14 protein-coding genes are annotated in these 16823 nt (G+C 74.3%); 6 read left to right on the top strand and 8 right to left on the bottom strand.

All coding sequences use genetic code 11. The features are described 5' to 3' along the window. The first annotated feature begins 343 nt into the window (after window positions 1-343). The gene (gene sbnA, locus ACPU2J_RS00410; protein WP_423832417.1) at window positions 344-1327 is read left to right on the top strand and encodes a 2,3-diaminopropionate biosynthesis protein SbnA; all 984 of its coding nucleotides are present in this window, start codon (window positions 344-346) and stop codon (window positions 1325-1327) included. Between the two features lie 107 nt (window positions 1328-1434). Next, window positions 1435-2181: a hypothetical protein gene (locus ACPU2J_RS00415; protein ID WP_423832418.1), complete on the top strand. Its 747-nt coding sequence runs from the start codon at window positions 1435-1437 to the stop codon at window positions 2179-2181. On the opposite strand, the gene ACPU2J_RS00420 is transcribed toward ACPU2J_RS00415, so the two are convergent. From ACPU2J_RS00420 to ACPU2J_RS00440, 5 genes are all read right to left on the bottom strand, one after another. Further along, window positions 2114-2569: a hypothetical protein gene (locus ACPU2J_RS00420; RefSeq protein WP_420077895.1), complete on the bottom strand. Its 456-nt coding sequence runs from the start codon at window positions 2567-2569 to the stop codon at window positions 2114-2116. The genes ACPU2J_RS00415 and ACPU2J_RS00420 overlap by 68 nt on opposite strands. 104 nt (window positions 2570-2673) lie before the next feature. Further along, window positions 2674-3726 (bottom strand): saccharopine dehydrogenase family protein, encoded by a 1053-nt coding sequence (locus ACPU2J_RS00425; RefSeq protein ID WP_423834909.1) that lies wholly within the window; start codon window positions 3724-3726, stop codon window positions 2674-2676. Window positions 3727-3949: 223 nt separating this feature from the next. After that, the gene (locus ACPU2J_RS00430; protein WP_420077894.1) at window positions 3950-4330 is read right to left on the bottom strand and encodes a toxin Doc; all 381 of its coding nucleotides are present in this window, start codon (window positions 4328-4330) and stop codon (window positions 3950-3952) included. 2 nt (window positions 4331-4332) lie between these two features. Continuing rightward, window positions 4333-4578, bottom strand: coding sequence for an antitoxin MazE7 (locus ACPU2J_RS00435; RefSeq protein ID WP_361606648.1), 246 nt, complete (start codon window positions 4576-4578; stop codon window positions 4333-4335). 67 nt (window positions 4579-4645) lie between these two features. Next, the gene (locus tag ACPU2J_RS00440) at window positions 4646-5290 is read right to left on the bottom strand and encodes a dihydrofolate reductase family protein (RefSeq protein ID WP_361606645.1); all 645 of its coding nucleotides are present in this window, start codon (window positions 5288-5290) and stop codon (window positions 4646-4648) included. A 182-nt stretch (window positions 5291-5472) separates the two neighbouring features. Between ACPU2J_RS00440 and ACPU2J_RS00445 the strand changes: the two genes are divergently transcribed. From ACPU2J_RS00445 to ACPU2J_RS00460, 4 genes are all read left to right on the top strand, one after another. Continuing rightward, the gene (locus tag ACPU2J_RS00445; protein ID WP_423832419.1) at window positions 5473-10050 is read left to right on the top strand and encodes a hypothetical protein; all 4578 of its coding nucleotides are present in this window, start codon (window positions 5473-5475) and stop codon (window positions 10048-10050) included. Between the two features lie 150 nt (window positions 10051-10200). Then, window positions 10201-11160 carry an SDR family oxidoreductase gene (locus tag ACPU2J_RS00450; protein ID WP_420082253.1) on the top strand — a complete coding sequence of 320 codons (960 nt, stop codon included), beginning with the start codon at window positions 10201-10203 and terminating at the stop codon, window positions 11158-11160. A 222-nt stretch (window positions 11161-11382) separates the two neighbouring features. After that, window positions 11383-11940, top strand: coding sequence for a ribosome-inactivating family protein (locus ACPU2J_RS00455; protein ID WP_365072711.1), 558 nt, complete (start codon window positions 11383-11385; stop codon window positions 11938-11940). A 477-nt stretch (window positions 11941-12417) separates the two neighbouring features. Next, on the top strand, window positions 12418-14190 hold the full coding sequence (locus ACPU2J_RS00460; RefSeq protein WP_423834911.1) for an ABC transporter ATP-binding protein: 1773 nt from the start codon (window positions 12418-12420) through the stop codon (window positions 14188-14190). 29 nt (window positions 14191-14219) lie between these two features. On the opposite strand, the gene ACPU2J_RS00465 is transcribed toward ACPU2J_RS00460, so the two are convergent. The 3 genes from ACPU2J_RS00465 to ACPU2J_RS00475 form a co-directional block, all read right to left on the bottom strand. After that, complete coding sequence (locus ACPU2J_RS00465) at window positions 14220-14348, bottom strand: hypothetical protein (protein WP_423832420.1); 129 nt, start codon at window positions 14346-14348, stop codon at window positions 14220-14222. Beyond that, complete coding sequence (locus tag ACPU2J_RS00470; RefSeq protein ID WP_423832421.1) at window positions 14345-15190, bottom strand: pyridoxamine 5'-phosphate oxidase family protein; 846 nt, start codon at window positions 15188-15190, stop codon at window positions 14345-14347. The genes ACPU2J_RS00465 and ACPU2J_RS00470 overlap by 4 nt, the downstream gene beginning before the upstream one ends. 182 nt (window positions 15191-15372) lie before the next feature. Continuing rightward, window positions 15373-16722, bottom strand: coding sequence for an MFS transporter (locus ACPU2J_RS00475; protein ID WP_420082251.1), 1350 nt, complete (start codon window positions 16720-16722; stop codon window positions 15373-15375). Window positions 16723-16823 lie beyond the last annotated feature (101 nt).

A 16823-nucleotide genomic window follows, 5' to 3' on the forward strand; every position in this document is an offset into this window, starting at 1 on the left:
CCATCCACCTCTGACACGTGCGCTCCGCCGCCGGAATTCCTTCCGGGGCCGAGGGCGCTCTCGGGTTCTTCCCTCTCATTAGGGCCCGGGGCTTACGTACGCGTCACGCCACTCGATGTCGTGGCTTGACATCGCACAGCCACAGTGATCTGCACCAGAAAACCACAGTTCAGACCGGTTCTACGCAGGGCAGCGGGCCGAAGCGGAAGCGGGGTGCCGAATTGCGGGCGGATGTCAAGTCCCGAGATCGAGTGGCATGACGCGGCCGGGCTGCTCCCGCGTAATGGAGGAATTCACGGGACGACGACGGAGATCGTCGCCGCGAGCACACCAGGAGGTGGCCGTGAAGGTCATATCCACCCCCCAGGAATTCAATCAGGACGACCTGTACGTCGACCTCGGGGCGATCACCGGACAGCGGCTCTTCCTCAAATGCGAGGGGTTCAATTTCGCCGGTTCCGTCAAGCTCAAGGCCGCGGCCGCCATGGTCGAGGCCGCGGAGCGCGACGGTCTGCTGACGGCGGATTCCGTCCTGGTCGAGTCCTCCTCGGGCAACCTCGGCGTGGCCCTGAGCATGATCGCGGCCGCGAAGGGCCTCCGCTTCGTGTGCGTGACCGACTCCCGCTGCAACCTGCAGACGCGGCTCCTGATGGAGGCCCTCGGCAGTCAGGTGGTCGTCGTCACCGACCCCTCCCCCACCGGAGGTCTGCTCGGCGCGCGCATCGATCACGTCCGGGCCCTGTGCGCCTCGGACGACCGCTACGTATGGCTCAACCAGTACACCAACCCCAACAACCAGCTGGCCCACTACCGTTCGACGGCTCCGGCCATCGCCCGCGCCTTCCCCGACCTCGACGTCCTCTTCGTCGGGGCGGGCACCACCGGGACCCTCATGGGGTGTGCGCGGTTCTTCCGCGGCTGGCACCGCCCGGTCCGCGTCGTCGCCGTCGACACGGAGGGCTCCGCCACCTTCGGGCAGGCCCCCGGGCGGCGGATGATCCCCGGCCTCGGCGCCGCCATGCGCCCTCCGCTCCTGGACACCTCCTTCGTCGACGACGTGGTGCACGTCGGCGAGCGCGACACCATCCGCACCTGCCACCGGCTGGCCCGGCACGGCTTCGTGTTCGGCGGTTCCACCGGCACGGTGGTCAGCGGTGCCACCCGCTGGCTGGCCCGGCAGGAGCGGCCGCTGACCGCGGTGGCCATCGCCCCGGACCTCGGCGAGCGCTACCTCGAGACCGTCTACCAGACGAACTGGGTGCAGGACCTCTACGGGGACGACGTCCTCGAACCCCGCACGGCCGGGGTGACCAGTCCGTCCGCCTGACGGCGGGTGCACTCGAGGGGCTGCCGCGAGCGCCCGTTTCGGATCGGAGGTTTTCGGGGACGGTGTCCCAGCGTCACCGCATTCGTCCCCCGCGCCACGAGCGCCCCATGCGACATCCGAGGGAGACCATGGGCTGGAGAGGTACACGTCGGGCGGCCGCGCCGGCCGCACTCGCCGCCGTCGTCGCACTGGTCCTGGCGGCTCCGCCCCCGGCCGGCGCCACGCCGCGGACCGCGGCCGACACGCCGTCCGGCCAGGCGGCCGCCGCCGGACGGCAGTTCGCGCCCCCGACGCCGCCGGTGCCCCGCCTCCCCCGGGACTTCCGCGGCAAGGGCAAGTGGATCGTCCGGGACCTGGACATCACGGTGCCGTTCACCTGGGAAGGGCGGGACGGCGACAGTCAGATGACCGCGGGCGGCCCCCAGTACCCCATCTGGTTCACGAATCTGATCTACCGTGACACCCTCTACACGCTGACGTACAAGTGGCCCGGCCTGACCGAGCACGACTGCTCCCGCATCCCCGGTTTCGGCCTGGAGGACCTGAACAAGGCCTTCGAGGGTGCGCGGTTCGTCGGCCCGGAGACACTGCGGCGCACCCCGGAGCGCCGGGTGAACCACTGGAGGGTGGGCGTGGTCGTCCCCCAGCTGCCGCCCGGGAACTACCCGCGACTGCCGCTCGCCCTGGGCGACATCTACGTGGACGAGAAGGACCCTGGCACGTTCTGGCAGGTGCTCCAGTTCGGGGTGCAGAACCTCTACGACCCCGAGCTGGACGAATGGCTGGTCATGGACACCTTCGAGCACCGGCCGGGGACGGTGACCCTCCCCCGGCGGTGCGAGCCGCCCCGCTGAGCGGGCGCCGGGAGAGCGCCCGGGCGAGGTCCAGGGTGCTGAGGGAGAACATCACCACGCCCAGGGGCACGTGGAGCGCGGTCGCGTGGGCGATGCCGGAGACGACCTGCGCCGAGGCGAGCAGCAGGAACCCGGTGGCGTGCAGCACCGGGCGCGGTGATCCCCCGCCGGGACGCCAGGCGAGGACCGCGGCGAGCACGTACAGCATCGTCGCGCCGTACACGACCCGTGATCCGGCGTGGTGCACCTCCCCGGCGAGGGGTGAGGTGAGCAGCATGCCTGCGGTCACGGACTGGGCGAAGAGGGTCAGGGTCTGCAGGATCAGTGCGGCTCTGAGGAAGGTGCTCGGAGGGTTCGTGCCGCGGGCGGCCGTGGTGGTTACGGTCAAGGGTTCTCTCCCTGGTGCGTGCCGTGCCGTGTCGTACGGATGGACGGGCGGGCGGGGCGCGGGGCGTACGGGGCACCGTGGGGTCCGGGGTGCCCCGTAGCGGTTCAGGCGGCCGGGCGCAGGGTGATGTGGGGGGCGAGGGCGGCCAGGAAGTCGGGGGCGTCGAAGATCCGGCCGGCGGAGGCCGCGCCGACGGCGCGGACGCGTCCGGTGAGGACCCGGTCGAGGGCCTCGACGACCAGGGGTGCGGTCACGGCGTAGATGTCGCGGCCCTCGGCGGTCAGACGACGCTCCTCACCGCCGGAGCGGACGATGACGTCGACGAGGAAGGTCTGGTCCGAACGGCCGGAGTCGTCCGCCGCGGTCGGGGCGGGCGTCTCGGACGAGGCGATGTCCCGGGCGGCGTCGGCGGCCATGTGGGTGTGCACGTCACGGATGTCGAGATGGTCGGTGACGGTGACGACGTCGGCCATGGTGAACTCGGTGAGGACCTGGCGGGGCCCCATCGGCTCCGGAAAGTCCCAGCGGACCGTGGGTGCGGTGTCGGTGCGGCGCTCCCAGGCGCCCGCGCTGTAGCGCAGCCGGTGCGCGCCGCGCCGTTCGCGGGAGACGGCGCCGGACCGTCGGGTCCCTTCGGTGGGGTGCCAGTTGCTCAGGCCGTAGGCGATGTGGGCCTCGTCGGCGCGGGTCCAGTCGCCCATCGCGGCGGTGACCAGGAGGTCGCCCAGGCCGCCGAAGAAGGCCATCGCCGGGACGACGACCGCCTCGGCCTCCCGGGCCCGTTCGGCGTACTGGGCGAAGGTGTCGAGGTTGGCCTCCAGTTCCGCGGCCACGTCGAGGTACGGGATGCCGGCGCGCAGGGCCGCGTCGATCACGGGGGCCGTCGTCGCGGCGAAGGGGCCCGCGCAGTTGATCACCGCGGTGGTGCCGGCCAGGGCCCGGTCGAGTGCCTCGGGGTCGTCGGTCCCGGCGGGGCGGGCCTCGTGCCCGGTGGTGTCCGCCAGGGCGGTCAGCTTCGCGGTGTCGCGGCCGGACAGGACCGGCCGGTATCCGCGGGCGGCCAGTTCCGTGACCACGAATCTGCCGGTGTGCCCGTACGCGCCGTAGACCGCCACCGGCACCGCCGCCGTGTCGATGCCCGTCGCCGTACCGGCCATCGCCCCCGTGCCGTCCCCCGTGCCGTTCATGAAAGGCCCTCCCCTGCTTCGCACCCGATGTGCGCGGCCGGATCCCGCCTTCGGTGGCGGCGGTCCGGCGCGCTGTGACGGGTCCATCCTGGCCGGGGCCGGCACGGCGCCACCAGTGTCCGGAACGACGCCGTGCGTACAGTTACGGACATGCGGTGTGCGGCCCGCGTCGGCCGCCGGGCGGGGACGCCGGTCAGGATCCGGGTTGCAGGGTGCGGAGCCGTTCGGCGACGTCGTAGACGGTCAGACGCAGGGAGCGGATGTCGGTGATGAGGTCGCGCCAGGGCTCGAATTCCGTGGCGATGTCGGCGCCGGACGCCCTGATGTAGGAGACGGTGACCCCGTAGGCGAAGTACTCGTTCCGGGCGGGCAGCGGGCGTAGGAGGACGAGCTGCTCCAGGAGTGCGGCGGCCCGCCAGTACGCGTCGGGGGTGCCGTTCGTCAGCGCCGGGGTGTTCACCCGGTGCCGGGCGACGGCGGCGACCAGTCCGGAGTAGTCGGAGACGCCCAGGTCCCTGCCGAGGAGTTCTTCCTGCCGGTCGAGGAGCCAGCGGATGTCGATGTGCAGGTTCAACGTCAGGCCGCCCGGTGCGCGCCCGAGGACGCGGGGAGCCCGCCGAACTCACGGTCGAAGGCCTCGGCGATGCCGGGCTGTGCGACGGCTTCCCGGAATGCGGCGGTCGCGCGGCCGAGGGCGAGCTGGTTCTCCTCCTCGATGGCGAGCTCCGCCAGGTAGGCGCGCACGCTCTTGCCCTGGGCGGCGGCGAGGGTGGCGAAGCGGTCTCGGGTCTCGGAGTCGACCTTCACGGTGGTGTCTGCCATGCCTTCGAGTATGCACCGGTGCATACCTTTGTGAATACCCCTTCTCCGGGCCGGTGGCCGCCCCGCCTCAGGTGCCGTTCGCCAGGCCTCGGTCGGGTGCGCTCATGTCGCCGGTGGCGGGGGTGCCGCCGGAGCGCCCGTAGCGCAGATACACGGTCCCCTTCGGGCTCGCCTGCGGGGGTCCGAGGAGGGTCAGGTTCGTGGGTACCGCACCGTCGTCGAAGACCTTCTTGCCGACGCCGAGCACGATCGGGTGCAGCCACAGGTCGATGCGGTCGAAGAGCTCCTCGCGCAGCAGGCTCTGCACCAGGTTCAGGCTGCCGACGACCTTTACGTTCTCGTGCCGGTCCCGGACCTCCCGCACCGCCTGCGCGAGGTCGGGGCCGAGCTGTGTGGAGCCCGCCCACGGGAGCTCGGGCCTCCCGCGGGAGGCCACGTACTTCGGGACTCGGTTGAAGAGGGCGGCGATGCCGGCGTCCTCGCCGCCCTCCTGGTGCGGCCAGTAGGCGGCGAAGATGTCGTAGGTCCGCCGGCCGAGCAGGAGGGCGTCCGTGCCCTCGTACGCGGCGGCCACCTGGGCTCCGGCCGCCTCGTCCAGCAGCGGCGCCTGCCAGCCTCCGAACGGGAACCCCACCGGGTCCTCGTCGGGGCCTCCGGGCGCCTGCCCGACGAGGTCCAGGGTCGCGAACAGTTCGAGGTGGATGAGGCCCATGGCGTGCTCCCGGTGGATCGGTGGTGTCCGTCAGGGGACAGACCGTGGCGGCCCCGCGAACTCATCGGCGCGCCGGAAGGCCGGCGGCCGGCACCGGGGCCCGGACGAGCCCCGCGGGGCTCGTCCGGAGACCGTACGGAGGCCGTGTCGGCGGTGTCGGTGGGGCGTGCCAGGATCGGATCATGAACTTCGCCGTCCCTCTTCCGTCGGATCCCGGCCACTCCGAGGCCTACGCGGACTGGGCCCGTTCGCACGGACAGGGCGCGCGGGACGCCGCGCGCGACGTCCTCACCGACGTCCGCGAGCGGATCTCCCGCGCCCACCCGAAGGGCGGCCGCGCCCTGGACGACCTGGCCGGGCCCGCCCGCGGGCTCCCGGCGGCCCATCTGCCCTGGTACTGGGACACGGTGGCCCACCGGCTGCTCTCCTGGGACGCGCGTGCCGCAGGCAGGGCCTACACCCTGGCACGCACGGCGGAACGGGAGCACGCCCTGCCCGTGGATCCGGACTGGCGGCAGGGCAACCTCCTGCTCCTCGCCCGGGCCGGCGCCCTCCCGGTCAAGGAGCTCAGCGGACACCAGGCCTGGCTGGCCGAGCGGTTGGACCCGGCGGCCGCGCACGCCGAGTTCACCGCGGTGCTCGCGGTGTGGGCCGCCTCGCCCGGCGAGCTGCCCGCCGATCTCGCCCGCCGTGTCCGTGCCTCCGCGCGCGCCGCCGGGCTGGACGGCTCCGAGGAGGCCCGGGTGCTGGCCCGCACGGTCGGCGCCGCCCGGGGCAAGGCCGTCCCGGACCGGCTGCTGGACGCGGTCGCGGCCCTGCTCGCCGACCACCCGCAGGACGACGCCACCCTCGCCCCGCTGCTCGACGTGTTCCCCGAGTCGAAGAACGACGCGGCCGCCTGGCTGCGGGTGCTGCTGCGCTCGGGGGCCGCCGACGCGGTCGTGGCGGGGCGGATCACGCCGCAGGACGGGCCGGCCGGCTGGCTTGCCCGCTACACCCGCTCGTACGGGCACCGCCGGGTTCCGTACGGAGGGGTGGCCCGGCAGCCCGTGCCGGGCGAACTCTTGGAACTGGTCGGCCGGTTCGCGCCCCTGCTGCGCGCCGCCGGTACACCGGTCGTCCTGCACGAGGACCGCTGGAGCTGGCCCGGGCTCGACGCGGACCTGCTCGACCTGTGTCTCGCCGAGGGCATCGCCGTCGTCGATCCGGGCGAGGGCGTCCGGCTGAGCTTCTGGGGCGAGCGCTCGCGCCGCGACCTCAAGGCCCTCGCGGCGGACGCCGTGTTCGGGCCCCGGCTGGAGGGCACCGTGCACGCCGGGCTGCGCGGCGGCGGCACGGCCATCACCCGGCTCCCGGAGAACCCGGGCATCGCCGCCGAGGTGCACGGCCGCGTCGAGAGCCTGCTCGCGGCGTTGGCGGGCGGCGGCCTCGCCGCCGCCGACGAGGCCGTGGAGGAGCTGGCGGGCCTGCTGGACCGGCCCACGGCCACCGCCCTGGACGGCATCGACGAGGCCCTCGCCGCCCTCGACCCGGCCGGCCCCCTCACCCGTGCGCTGCGTTCCGGACTCCCCGAGGAGCTGGGCTGGCCCGCCCTGGAGGAGGCCCTCGCCTCGCTTGCGCCCGAGGAGGTGGCGGGGGTCACCTGCACCTGGCCCGTGCTGACCGTCTACGGCCGTTCGAAGGCGGTCGCCGTCGCGCCCGGCTCCGTCCGGGCCGCGGCCGGTTTCGTCCTCCCGCCGGACGCCGTGCACCACACCGTCCACTACGCGGGCGGGCAGTTCCTGGTCAGCTGGTCCACCGACCCCGACCACGCCTTCGGCACCCAGGCCTTCTGGTCCGGCCGCCCCGAGGAGGTCTTCACCCCCGCCCGGAGCTACGGCCTGCGTCCGTACGGGGGCAGCATCCAGGGCGGCCTCGGCTACCAGTTCGAGAGCGGGGACGGCGGCGGACGCCACGACGGGGAGCGTGTGCTGCGCCCCGGCGACCGGGACGGCATCGACGACCACGACCACCAGATGAACGACGGCGCCCGCTGGTGGAGTTCAAGGGTGTTCGGCAAGGTCGGGGGCTGGAAGCGCGTCGATCCCGGCACGGGTGAGCGCGCCGCCGACCACACGCTCCCCGAATTCCACGGCTCCGCCGGACTCCCGCCGGGCACCGCCCTGTTCGGGGACCTGCTGACCCTCGCCGCGCTCCCGCCGGACGCCCCCGCGTCCCCCCTCGGCCAGGACGGCGGCCTCACCGGCTGCCGGGTGCTGTACCGCACCCCGTACGCGGGCCCCTCCCCCACCGACTTCCTGCTCGAAGGCGTCGACGGGCGCAGCGCCCGCTACCGCAGCTCCCGCCCGGGCCGACGGCCCTGGGGCATCCTGCGCATGCCGGAGGGCGGCGAGGACGCCGTCCTGGCGGGCGGCGCGGCCGTCCGCTGCCACGCCACCGAGGACAACTCCCTGCTCTGGGAGGCCCGCGGCTTCCCCGGCCCGGACGGGGCGCGCCGGGCCCGGACCCCCGGGCACGCCGTGGGCCCCTTCCCGCCTCCCGCCTTCTGGCACTTCCTCGCACCGCGCGACCCCGCATCCTCCCGCGCGCTGCGCGCGGTCGCGGACGGCACGGTGCGGGCCCTCCTCGACGCCGCGGTGACCGCGGGCGGCCCGGACGGCGGGCACGCCGCGGTCCGGGACCGCGTCGCCCGGCTGCTGCCCGGGGTGACGGAGCCCGTGGTGGTGGACGGGGTCGTACGGGCGGCGCTGCACGCCGCCGACGTGCTGCGCCGCCGCGAGGAGCTCTCCCGCCGGGTCGGCATCATGCGCGCGGGCCCGGCGGTCGCGCTGCGGCACCCCGTCGCGGACGGCGTCCTCGCTCCCGCGCTCGGCGGGCTGCTGCCCGCGGTACGCCCGTACGGCGCCTCCGTGCCCGGCCCGCATCCGGCGACCCTGACCGCCGTCGCGGCCGCGGGGGCCCGGCTGCGCGGCGAGATCGACGAGGAGACCAGGCGGCTGGCCCTGCCGGCGGCACCCGCGCCGTGGACCGCGCTGCTGGGCTCCGTCGGGGCGGTGGCCTGGCGCGCCGTGGTCGCCACCACCCCGGAGGGGGACCGTACGGCCCTCCGCGCCCTGCTGGAGACCTGGGCGGAGCAGCCGTTCGCCGCCGCGGGCACCCGCTGGGCCACCGGCCCCGGACCCGACGGCCGCGCCGACGGCTCCGGGGTCCGGCCTGCCGGCGCGGACGAACCGGCGGGCGAGGCGGTCCGTGCCGTCGACCGGGACGACGCGCGGCGGCTTCCCCTCCTCCTGGAGCTGCTCGACGGGCGCGGGCCCCTCGCCCCGCCGCCGGAGGCCGTGGACGTCTTCGTGCGGCGCACCGGTGTCCGGCGGGTGATCGCGGCCTTGGTGCTCGGCGGACTGCCGCACCGCGACGACCGCGACGAGCACTTCAAGGTGCTGCGGGCGGCTCCGTACAAGGCGGACAAGCAGCGGGCCGGGGAGTACGACGGGCTGCGCCAACGCCTCGGCGACGCCGGCTGCCGGGCGGTGCTCGCCGCGGGCGTCCCGGACGACCCGGCCGATCTGTGGGAGCCGGGCGGGCTGACCGCGGCCGCCGGCCGGATGGCAGAGGTGTGGGCGGCGCTCCTCGGGTCGTGGGAGTACGTCGACGAGGAACTGGCCGCGGCGCTGGAGGCCGATCTCGGGCTGGGCGCCGGCTGGGCCCTGGCCCTCACCGGGGGCCCGGAAGCGGCCGGCCGGTACGTGCCGCCCGCGGGCGGCGTCCTGATCGGCGCGGCCAACGGCGGGATCGCCCTCCACCACGTGGAGGGCGACGGCGGCGCCGGCCGTCCGATGTTCGTCCGGCACCCCGTGCACGCGGCGCCGGCGACCGCGGTGGCCTGGGCCCTGACCGAACTGCCCGTCGGGGCTCCGGCCGTCGCCGGGGCGGCCTTGGTGCACGCCGCACTGCGGGCGCGGATGGACGACCCGCGGACCCTGATCCCGCTGGGCCGGCACCAGGCCCTGGGCCGGGCCGTGCCCGGGGACCCGGCCTTCGTCCCGTACGAGGGCGTCGTCCTGCCCTGTCCGCGGCCGCTGTACCGCGAGGACACGGTGGCCTCCACCGCGTACGACGACGGGCTGTTCGTGGTGTCGGTGCCCGGCCGCGACGTGTTCCTGAGGCCGGCCGCGCTGGCCGACCCCCAGCGGGTCGAGCGGATCGAGCGGCTGTGCGCGGAGCTGGAGCTGCCGGACCTGCTGGCGGCCGTCGGCCGGATCCGGGCGGTCCGCGGCGACGGTCCCGACCGGATGCTGGCCCGGGCGGCCGCCACTCCCGTCCCGCCCGGCGGATATGAACAGAACCCGGCGCTCGGCGTCCCGGAGCTGGTGGCGGAGGTTTCCGCCGCGCTGGGGGTGGGCGCCGACGCGGCGGCCCTGTACCTGCAGCTGCTGGCGCTGGCGCGGCCCACCGACCGGAACGTGCGCCGCTGGAACGGCTGGACCCCGGCCCGGCACAAGGCGGCGCAGGCCGCACTCGAAGCGGCGGGCGTGGTGGAGACGGGCCGTCGGGCCCGCGCGGGGCGGACGGCGTTCGTCCCCGGACCGTGGACGGAGCTGAAGGCCCCGCACCTGCCGCTGGAGACCGCGAAGCTCGCCGCGCACGGGGCCCGTACGGACGGTGCGGAGCCGGCCATGCCGTTCCTGCGGCTGTTGTCACCGGTCCCGGTGCACGAGCTGTTCGGGCGGGCCTGGAGGGAGGCGTCCCGGGCGCGATGACGCCGCTCGGGCCGTACGGCACGTGCGCCGTGCGACCCACGTCGGCTTGCCCAAGGCCCTGTTACGCTTCCCGTCCGCGATCCGCAGCCCTGCCCGGCACCGGGCACGGTGCAAGATCTCCGCTCACACCCAGGAAGGGTGGATCTTGCCGTGGACGCACACGCACCTGACACGAGGACGCCGTCGGCCGAAGGGCTCTGCCTGCTGACGGTCGTCGGCCCGCGCAAGGACGAGGGCAACAGCCCGACCGGAATCGTCGGCCGCTGCCTGGCCCGGCAACTGCGTTTCCTCGGACGGCCGGTACGGGTGCTCGCCGAGCCGAGCCAGTGCGCCGGCTGGCCCGACGGGGTCGAGGTGGTGGAGGGCTCCGTCACCCGGCCCGGGCCGTCCGCCGCGGCCTTCGACGGGGTCGGGGCCCTGTTCCTCGCCGGTGCCCGCCCCTCCACGGTGCAGGACGTCCTCCGGCTCGCCCGGGCCACGGCGGTCCGCAGGATCGTGCTGCTGTCCTCCCACGGGCCCGAGTACGAGGCGGCGAACCCGCCGGAGACCTGGTACTGGCTGGCCGTCGAGAAGGCGGTGGAGCGCTCGGGCATCCCCTGGACCCACATCCGCCCGTCGGCGGTGATGGGTTCCGTCGTGGAGGGCACCTATCCGGCCACCGGTGCGGACTGGGCCGCGGGCATCCGCAGCGCAGGGCTGGTCGCGGAGGCCTTCCTCGACGGGGGCCACTACCCGTTCGTCCACGAGGAGGACCTCGCCGCGGTGGCCGCCGCGGCCCTGACCGGCGACGGCCTCACCGGGAGGGTCGTCGAAGCGGTGGGACCACCCCTGAGCACGCGCTCCCGCGTCCGGAGCCTGGCCGCCGCGCTCGGCCGGGACATCCGCACGGCCGATCTCGCACCCGAGGAGAGCCGGGCCGTCTGGCGGGCTCTCGGCTGGCCCGACGGCGCGATCGACGTGACCCTGTACGCGCTGCGGGAGTACGGCGAGCGGCTGGAGGAGCTGCGGGCCTGGACGCTCGCACAGCGCCCGTCCGTAGCGGAGATCATCGGCCGCCCGCTGCGCTCGTACGACGAATGGGCGCGCGAGAACGCCGCCTTCTTCCGCTGACACCGATTTCTTAGCAACACAGGCCAACAATTCTCCCGGGCACCTCCGAACGGCCGAAAGTGGGTGCAGCGGGCGGGATACGGAACCCGCCGCGGACCGAGCGATGGCGAAGGTGGTGAGGTGCGTGCGCGAGCGCAGCAGGATCCGGGCGGCCGGGACCAGATTCCCTTCGGGGAATTCCCGCTGCGGGGCCCGACCCGTGAAAGGCGGGCGCCCGTGCTGATGCCGATCTTCTTCTGCCCGGCCGTCGCCTCGGCCGACGATTACCGGTCGCTGACCTCGACGATCCGATCGAAGGCGGAGGACGCCCAGGGATTCTTCGGAGGTGCCGGACGCAAGGAGGGGGAAATGCCCTTCCTTCCCCTCCACATCCAGTTGCGGGGACTGTTCGTGGAGCTCTACATCGAACTCCGCCCACGCAATACGAGCCTGCGCATCGCCGGATTCCGGAATGTCTTCGAGAACGGCCAGGCGCCTCCGGAGGCGTACGTCCGGCACGTCCGCGACGCCCCCGCGCCGCCGGGGGTCCGCCGGACCGAGGCCTTGCCGTTCGGCGGCTGCAGGGCCGATCTGGAAACGGCCGCCGCCGTCCGGCGGGCGGGAATCCAGCTCGGCCGGCGCCCCCTCAGCGCCGCCGTCGTCCGGCTGCACCAGAACCACAGTCCGCGGAGCACCGCCCACGGGATGCTCGTGCTGTCGGAGATGCTGTGCGAGGCCGCCCGCTACCCGGCGCTGGCCGACGCGATGTCCCGCATCTGGATGACGGGGGGACGGCTGTGATCCGTGGGAGGGACCCCGCGCACCCCCGGCCGGCGGTTCCGGTCCGCGTGCAGGTGCAGGAGAAGGGCGACGTGGCGCTACGCGGGGCGCAGCGCGGCGCGGGCGGCCCCGGGGGCGAACGGACAGAGGGCGCTCGCCGCGCGCCCGTGCTCGAGGTGTCGGCGCACGATCAGGATGGGTGCGGCCATGAGCACGACAATACGGGACCCGGAATCGGGTTTCCATGTACGGCGGATGACATGGCGGGCGGTCCGGAACGGCGCGGCAGCGGGGCCGCTCGCCGGAGCCGCCCGGCGCCTCCGCACGGGCGGCGGCGCCGGGCGGAGGCGGGCTCGGCGTCAGGGGGCGGGGTGCCGCTCCCGGCTCAACCCCGGCCCGGCGGCGCACGTCCTCCAGTCCGTGACCACCAGGGAGATCCACCGCGCAGAGCGCGGACCGTCCGAGCCCCGCCCGTCCGAGCCCCGCCCGTCCGAGAGCGTGCCACCCGCGCCGCCCGCCTGGCGGGCCCTGTACCGGCACTTCCGGCCGCACCGCCGTGCTGTCGCGCTGGGCGGTCTGCTCGCCCTGGTCGGGACCGCGACCGGTATCGCCCAGCCGCTGGCCGCCAAGGAGCTGGTCGAACGCCTCGGCCGCGAGGAGCCGTTCACGGCGGTCCTGGTGACCCTGACCGCGCTGGTGGTGGTCGGCACCGCCATCGAGGCCGTCGGCGCGTACGTGCTGGAGCGCACCGCGGAGTCCGTGGTGCTGGCGGCGCGCCGGTCCCTCATCGGAAGGCTGCTGTGGCTGCGGGTGCCCGAAATGGAACGCAACCAGCCCGGCGACCTCATGTCGCGGATCACCTCCGACACCACCCTGCTGCGCGCCGTCACCACCACCTCGATCGTCTCCGCAGTGGTGGGCGGACTCGGTTTCCTCGCCACGATCGTGATGATGGGACTGATGGACCCGGTGCTGCTCTGCGTCACCCTCGGCGTGATCGTCGTCATCGGTGCGTCGTTCGCGGCGGTGATGCCGAAGATCTCCCGGGCGACCACGCGTTCGCAGGAGGCCGTCGGGGAGATGTCGACCCGGCTGGAACGGGTCTTCGGGGCGTTCCGGACGGTCAAGGCCTCGGGCGCCGAGGCGCGGGAGGCCGCGGTCGTCGACGAGGCGGCCGTGCAGGCCTGGCGGCACGGGCTCACCTCGGCGAAATGGCAGTCGGTGGCCGGGTCTTCGGTGGGCCTGGCGATCCAGGTGTCGTTCCTGGCGGTCCTGGGCGCGGGCGGGGCGCGCGTCGCCTCGGGTGCGATCTCCGTGGCGACGCTGGTGGCCTTCCTGCTGTACCTCTTCTATCTGATCGAGCCGGTGGGCAAGCTCGTGGAGGCGGCGACGCAGTACCAGGTCGGGGCCGCGGCGGTCGCCCGGATCGAGGAGGCGGAACGGATGGAGACCGAGCCCCCGGTGCCCGGGCCCGTACCGCAGGGCAGCGGCGGCGACAGCGGGCCCGCGTCGGTGGCCTTCGAGGAGGTCACCTTCCGCTACCGCGAGGGGCTCCCGTACGTCCACCACGGGGTCTCCTTCGAGGTGCCCTCGCCGGGGACGACGGCGTTCGTCGGGCCGTCCGGTGCGGGCAAGACCACGGTGTTCGGGCTGATCGAGCGCTTCCACGAGGTGTCGGGCGGGCGGGTGCTGGTGGACGGCCGGGACGTACGGGACTGGCCGCTGGACCGGCTCCGCGCGTCGATCGGCTACGTGGAGCAGGACGCGCCGGTCCTGGCGGGCACCCTGCGCGAGAACCTGCTGTTCGCGGCGCCGGAGGCGACGGAACAACAGCTGCGCGAAGTCCTGGCCCAGGCTCGGCTGGACACGGTCGTGGACCGGCTGCCGCAGGGGCTCGACACGGTGGTCGGGCACCGGGGATCGCAGCTCTCGGGCGGCGAACGGCAGCGGGTGGCCATCGCGCGCGCCCTGCTGCGCCGGCCACGGCTGCTCCTCCTCGACGAGGCGACCTCGCAGCTGGACGCCGTCAACGAACTGGCGCTGCGGGACCTCGTGGCCGATGTGGCGCGGGAGATGACCGTCCTGGTGGTGGCGCACCGGCTCTCCACGGTGACCCTCGCGGACCGGATCGTGGTGATGGAGGCCGGCCGGGTCCGCGCCATGGGCACCCATGCCGAACTGGTGGCGGGCGACCCCCTTTACGGGGAGCTGGCCGCGACCCAGCTGCTGGCCACGGCCGACCGGGGCGGATCACCACAGGAGGGGCCGTGACGGGCCGGCCGCCGGCACCGGGCCGCGGATCAGTGGTGCGGTGAGGACGGGACGGGCCGCGTGCGGGTGGTGCGGACCGCCGGGGCCCGGGGGCTGCGGACCACGAGGCTCCGGCCGCGCGTGAGCACGGCGACGAGCCGGGGCAGGGCGCCGGTCACGGGGTCCGCTCCCCCGCCTCGTCCGAGCGGCCCGTTCCGTCGAGCCCGTCCGGGACGCCCGTACCGCCCGTACCGCCCGTACCGCCCGGCCCTCCCGCCCCTCCCGTCCCGCCCGCTCCGGGTGTGGCCAGGGCGCGGAAGCCGTCCCACTGCACCCTCGGCCGCCGCAGGCCCCGTCGCTCCAGGTAGCGGTCGGTGGAGCGCTTCGTGTGCCGCAGCACCCGGAGCGCGTCGGTGGGGCGTCCCGACCCCATCGGCTCCACCACGGCCGACGGAACGAGCATCCAGCCGGCCTCGGTCCGCCGCAGGTCTCCGCGGACGGACGCGTTGTACATGTGGTTCAGGGCCTCGTCGTGCCGGTGCACGAGCAGCGTGGCCGGACCCCGTTCCACGGCGCAGTCGGGCGGCACGTCCACCAGGTAGCCGGCCGGGACGGGGCGTGGTCGGGTCCGGGCGAGCAGCGGCGCCCCGGCGGCGTCCCTGGCGGCCAGCACGGCCGTGGGGAACCGGCCGAGCTGTGCGGCTCCCGCCAGCGCCTCCGTACCGGTCACGGCCCCGGACGAGCCCCCGGGCCACAGCTCGGCGAGCGGCTCCCGTACGACCACCCGCTCCGGTTCGACGGTGATCAGGAGGCGCAGGAAGTACCACTGCATCAGCGGCCGCATCGGCGCCGAGAGGTAGGCACGCCTGTGCGGCTGGCGCTCGAAGAGCATGCGCCAGTACTCCTCCGCTCCCTGCGGACCAGTCATGATCTCGTCCGGGCACCGGGCCCGCCCCGCGACGAAGACCTGCGGGACGGGGTCGAGGCCGCTGCCGGTGGGGTCCGAGAAGAGCAGGCCCACCCGGCCGTCACGCCGTACGTTCAGTGCCTTCTGCGCGAAGGCCAGGGAGGGGTGGACAGGACGAATCTGCCCCCGCCGCCTTGGCGTCCGCTTGCCGGAGCCGCCGTGCCCCGCTCCGTACCCTGCAAGTCCTCCGCAAGCCGCGTGCAAGGGTGCGACCGCGCCCCCGGTGCAGGCTCCGCTCAGTCTGCGTCCCGCACCGAGGTGGACGCCGGGGTGGGCTCCGAGGTGGACGCCGCGGTGGACGCCGTGTCCGCGGAAAGGGTGTCGCGCCAGGCGGCGATGCTGCCGAGGAAGACGACGGCGAGTCCCACCGCGGCCCCCCAGAACAGGAACCGCGGCCCCTGGGAGGCGATCAGGACGCCGCCGATGGCCAGTCCCAGCGGCTCCACGCCGAACGACAGCGTGCGGAAGGCACTGTTGACGCGGCCCTGGAGGTGGTCGGGGGTGGCGGAGAGGCGGTAGGTCACCAGGGACACGGCGAAGATCGGCCACAGCAGGTTGGTGATCAGCAGGCCGGTCGCAAGGAGGAGCAGTGACGGGGCCGCCGCCATCATGGCCGCCGCGACGGCCCACAGGGCGACGGAGCCGAGGGCCATGGTGCGCAGGCCGATCCGCTCGCGCAGCCAGGACGCGGCGAACGCGCTGACCACCGTACCGAGGCCCACGGCAGCGAGGATCAGGCCGATCAGACCGGCGTTGAGGCCGAGTTCGTCGGTGGCGAGGACGATCGTGGCCAGGTTGAGCGGCGCCTGCAGGAAGTTGATCAACGTGACCATGACCATCAGGAGGCGCAGCAGGCGCTGCCGCCACAGGAACGACATCCCCTCCTTCAGGTCCTCCTTCACCGACCGGGGCTCGGCGCCCGTCCGTTCCTCCTGGAACGACTTCCGTACGAAGAGGAGCGAGGCTCCCGACAGCAGGTACGTGACGGCGTCCACGGCGTAGCTGTAGACGGCGCCGAGCGTGGAGTTCCGGGCCAGGCCGATGAGGGCGCCGGAGATCGCGGAGCCGCCGACGCCGGCGGCGGAGTCGGCGACCTCGTTGAGGGCGTTGGCTGAGGCCAGTTGCTCCTCGGGTACCAGCTTCGACAGGGCGGAGAGGTGCGAGACCGCCGAGAAGACGTGCCCGACCCCTTCGATGAAGGCCACCACGGCGAGGTGCACGATCGTCAGGCTGTCGAGGGCGTAGGCGACCGGGATCGTCGCCAGGGCGGCGAACCGGCCCAGATCCGCGACGATCATGACGCGCCGCCGGTCCCAGCGGTCGATGAACACGCCTGCCAGGAGGTTGAGCAGGAGGTAGGGGGCGAGCCTGGCCGCTCCGACGAGGCCGGCCATGGTGGGCGATCCGGAGAGGCCGAGCGCAAGGATCGGGACGGCCAGGTTGGACAGCGCGGTGCCCACCGACGAGACGGTGAACCCGCCCCACACGATCATGAAGTCACGATTCGTCAGCAACCCCCGCCAGCGCCCCTGCGGCGGGGCCTTCGACGGCGCCTCCGGGATCGAGGTGGTCTCTTCTGCTGCCATGGGTTACATCCGCTCCTTGTTCTTCCGCGAAGTTCCGCTTGTTCCGCGCGTTCGGCGTTCGTCCGCGTTTCCGCCCCGGCTCCGTCCGTCCGGTGGCACGT

Source organism: Streptomyces manipurensis, from assembly GCF_049570255.1.
Taxonomy (GTDB): Bacteria; Actinomycetota; Actinomycetes; order Streptomycetales; family Streptomycetaceae; genus Streptomyces; species Streptomyces manipurensis.

Coding starts and splice junctions, on each gene's coding strand:
- ACPU2J_RS00440 (WP_361606645.1), bottom strand. CDS start 5,290: ATGGGCCTCATCCACCTCGAACTGTTCGCGACCCTGGACCTCGTCGGG.
- ACPU2J_RS00435 (WP_361606648.1), bottom strand. CDS start 4,578: ATGGCAGACACCACCGTGAAGGTCGACTCCGAGACCCGAGACCGCTTC.
- ACPU2J_RS00445 (WP_423832419.1), top strand. CDS start 5,473: ATGAACTTCGCCGTCCCTCTTCCGTCGGATCCCGGCCACTCCGAGGCC.
- ACPU2J_RS00415 (WP_423832418.1), top strand. CDS start 1,435: ATGCGACATCCGAGGGAGACCATGGGCTGGAGAGGTACACGTCGGGCG.
- ACPU2J_RS00475 (WP_420082251.1), bottom strand. CDS start 16,722: ATGGCAGCAGAAGAGACCACCTCGATCCCGGAGGCGCCGTCGAAGGCC.
- ACPU2J_RS00455 (WP_365072711.1), top strand. CDS start 11,383: ATGCCGATCTTCTTCTGCCCGGCCGTCGCCTCGGCCGACGATTACCGG.
- ACPU2J_RS00425 (WP_423834909.1), bottom strand. CDS start 3,726: ATGGCCGGTACGGCGACGGGCATCGACACGGCGGCGGTGCCGGTGGCG.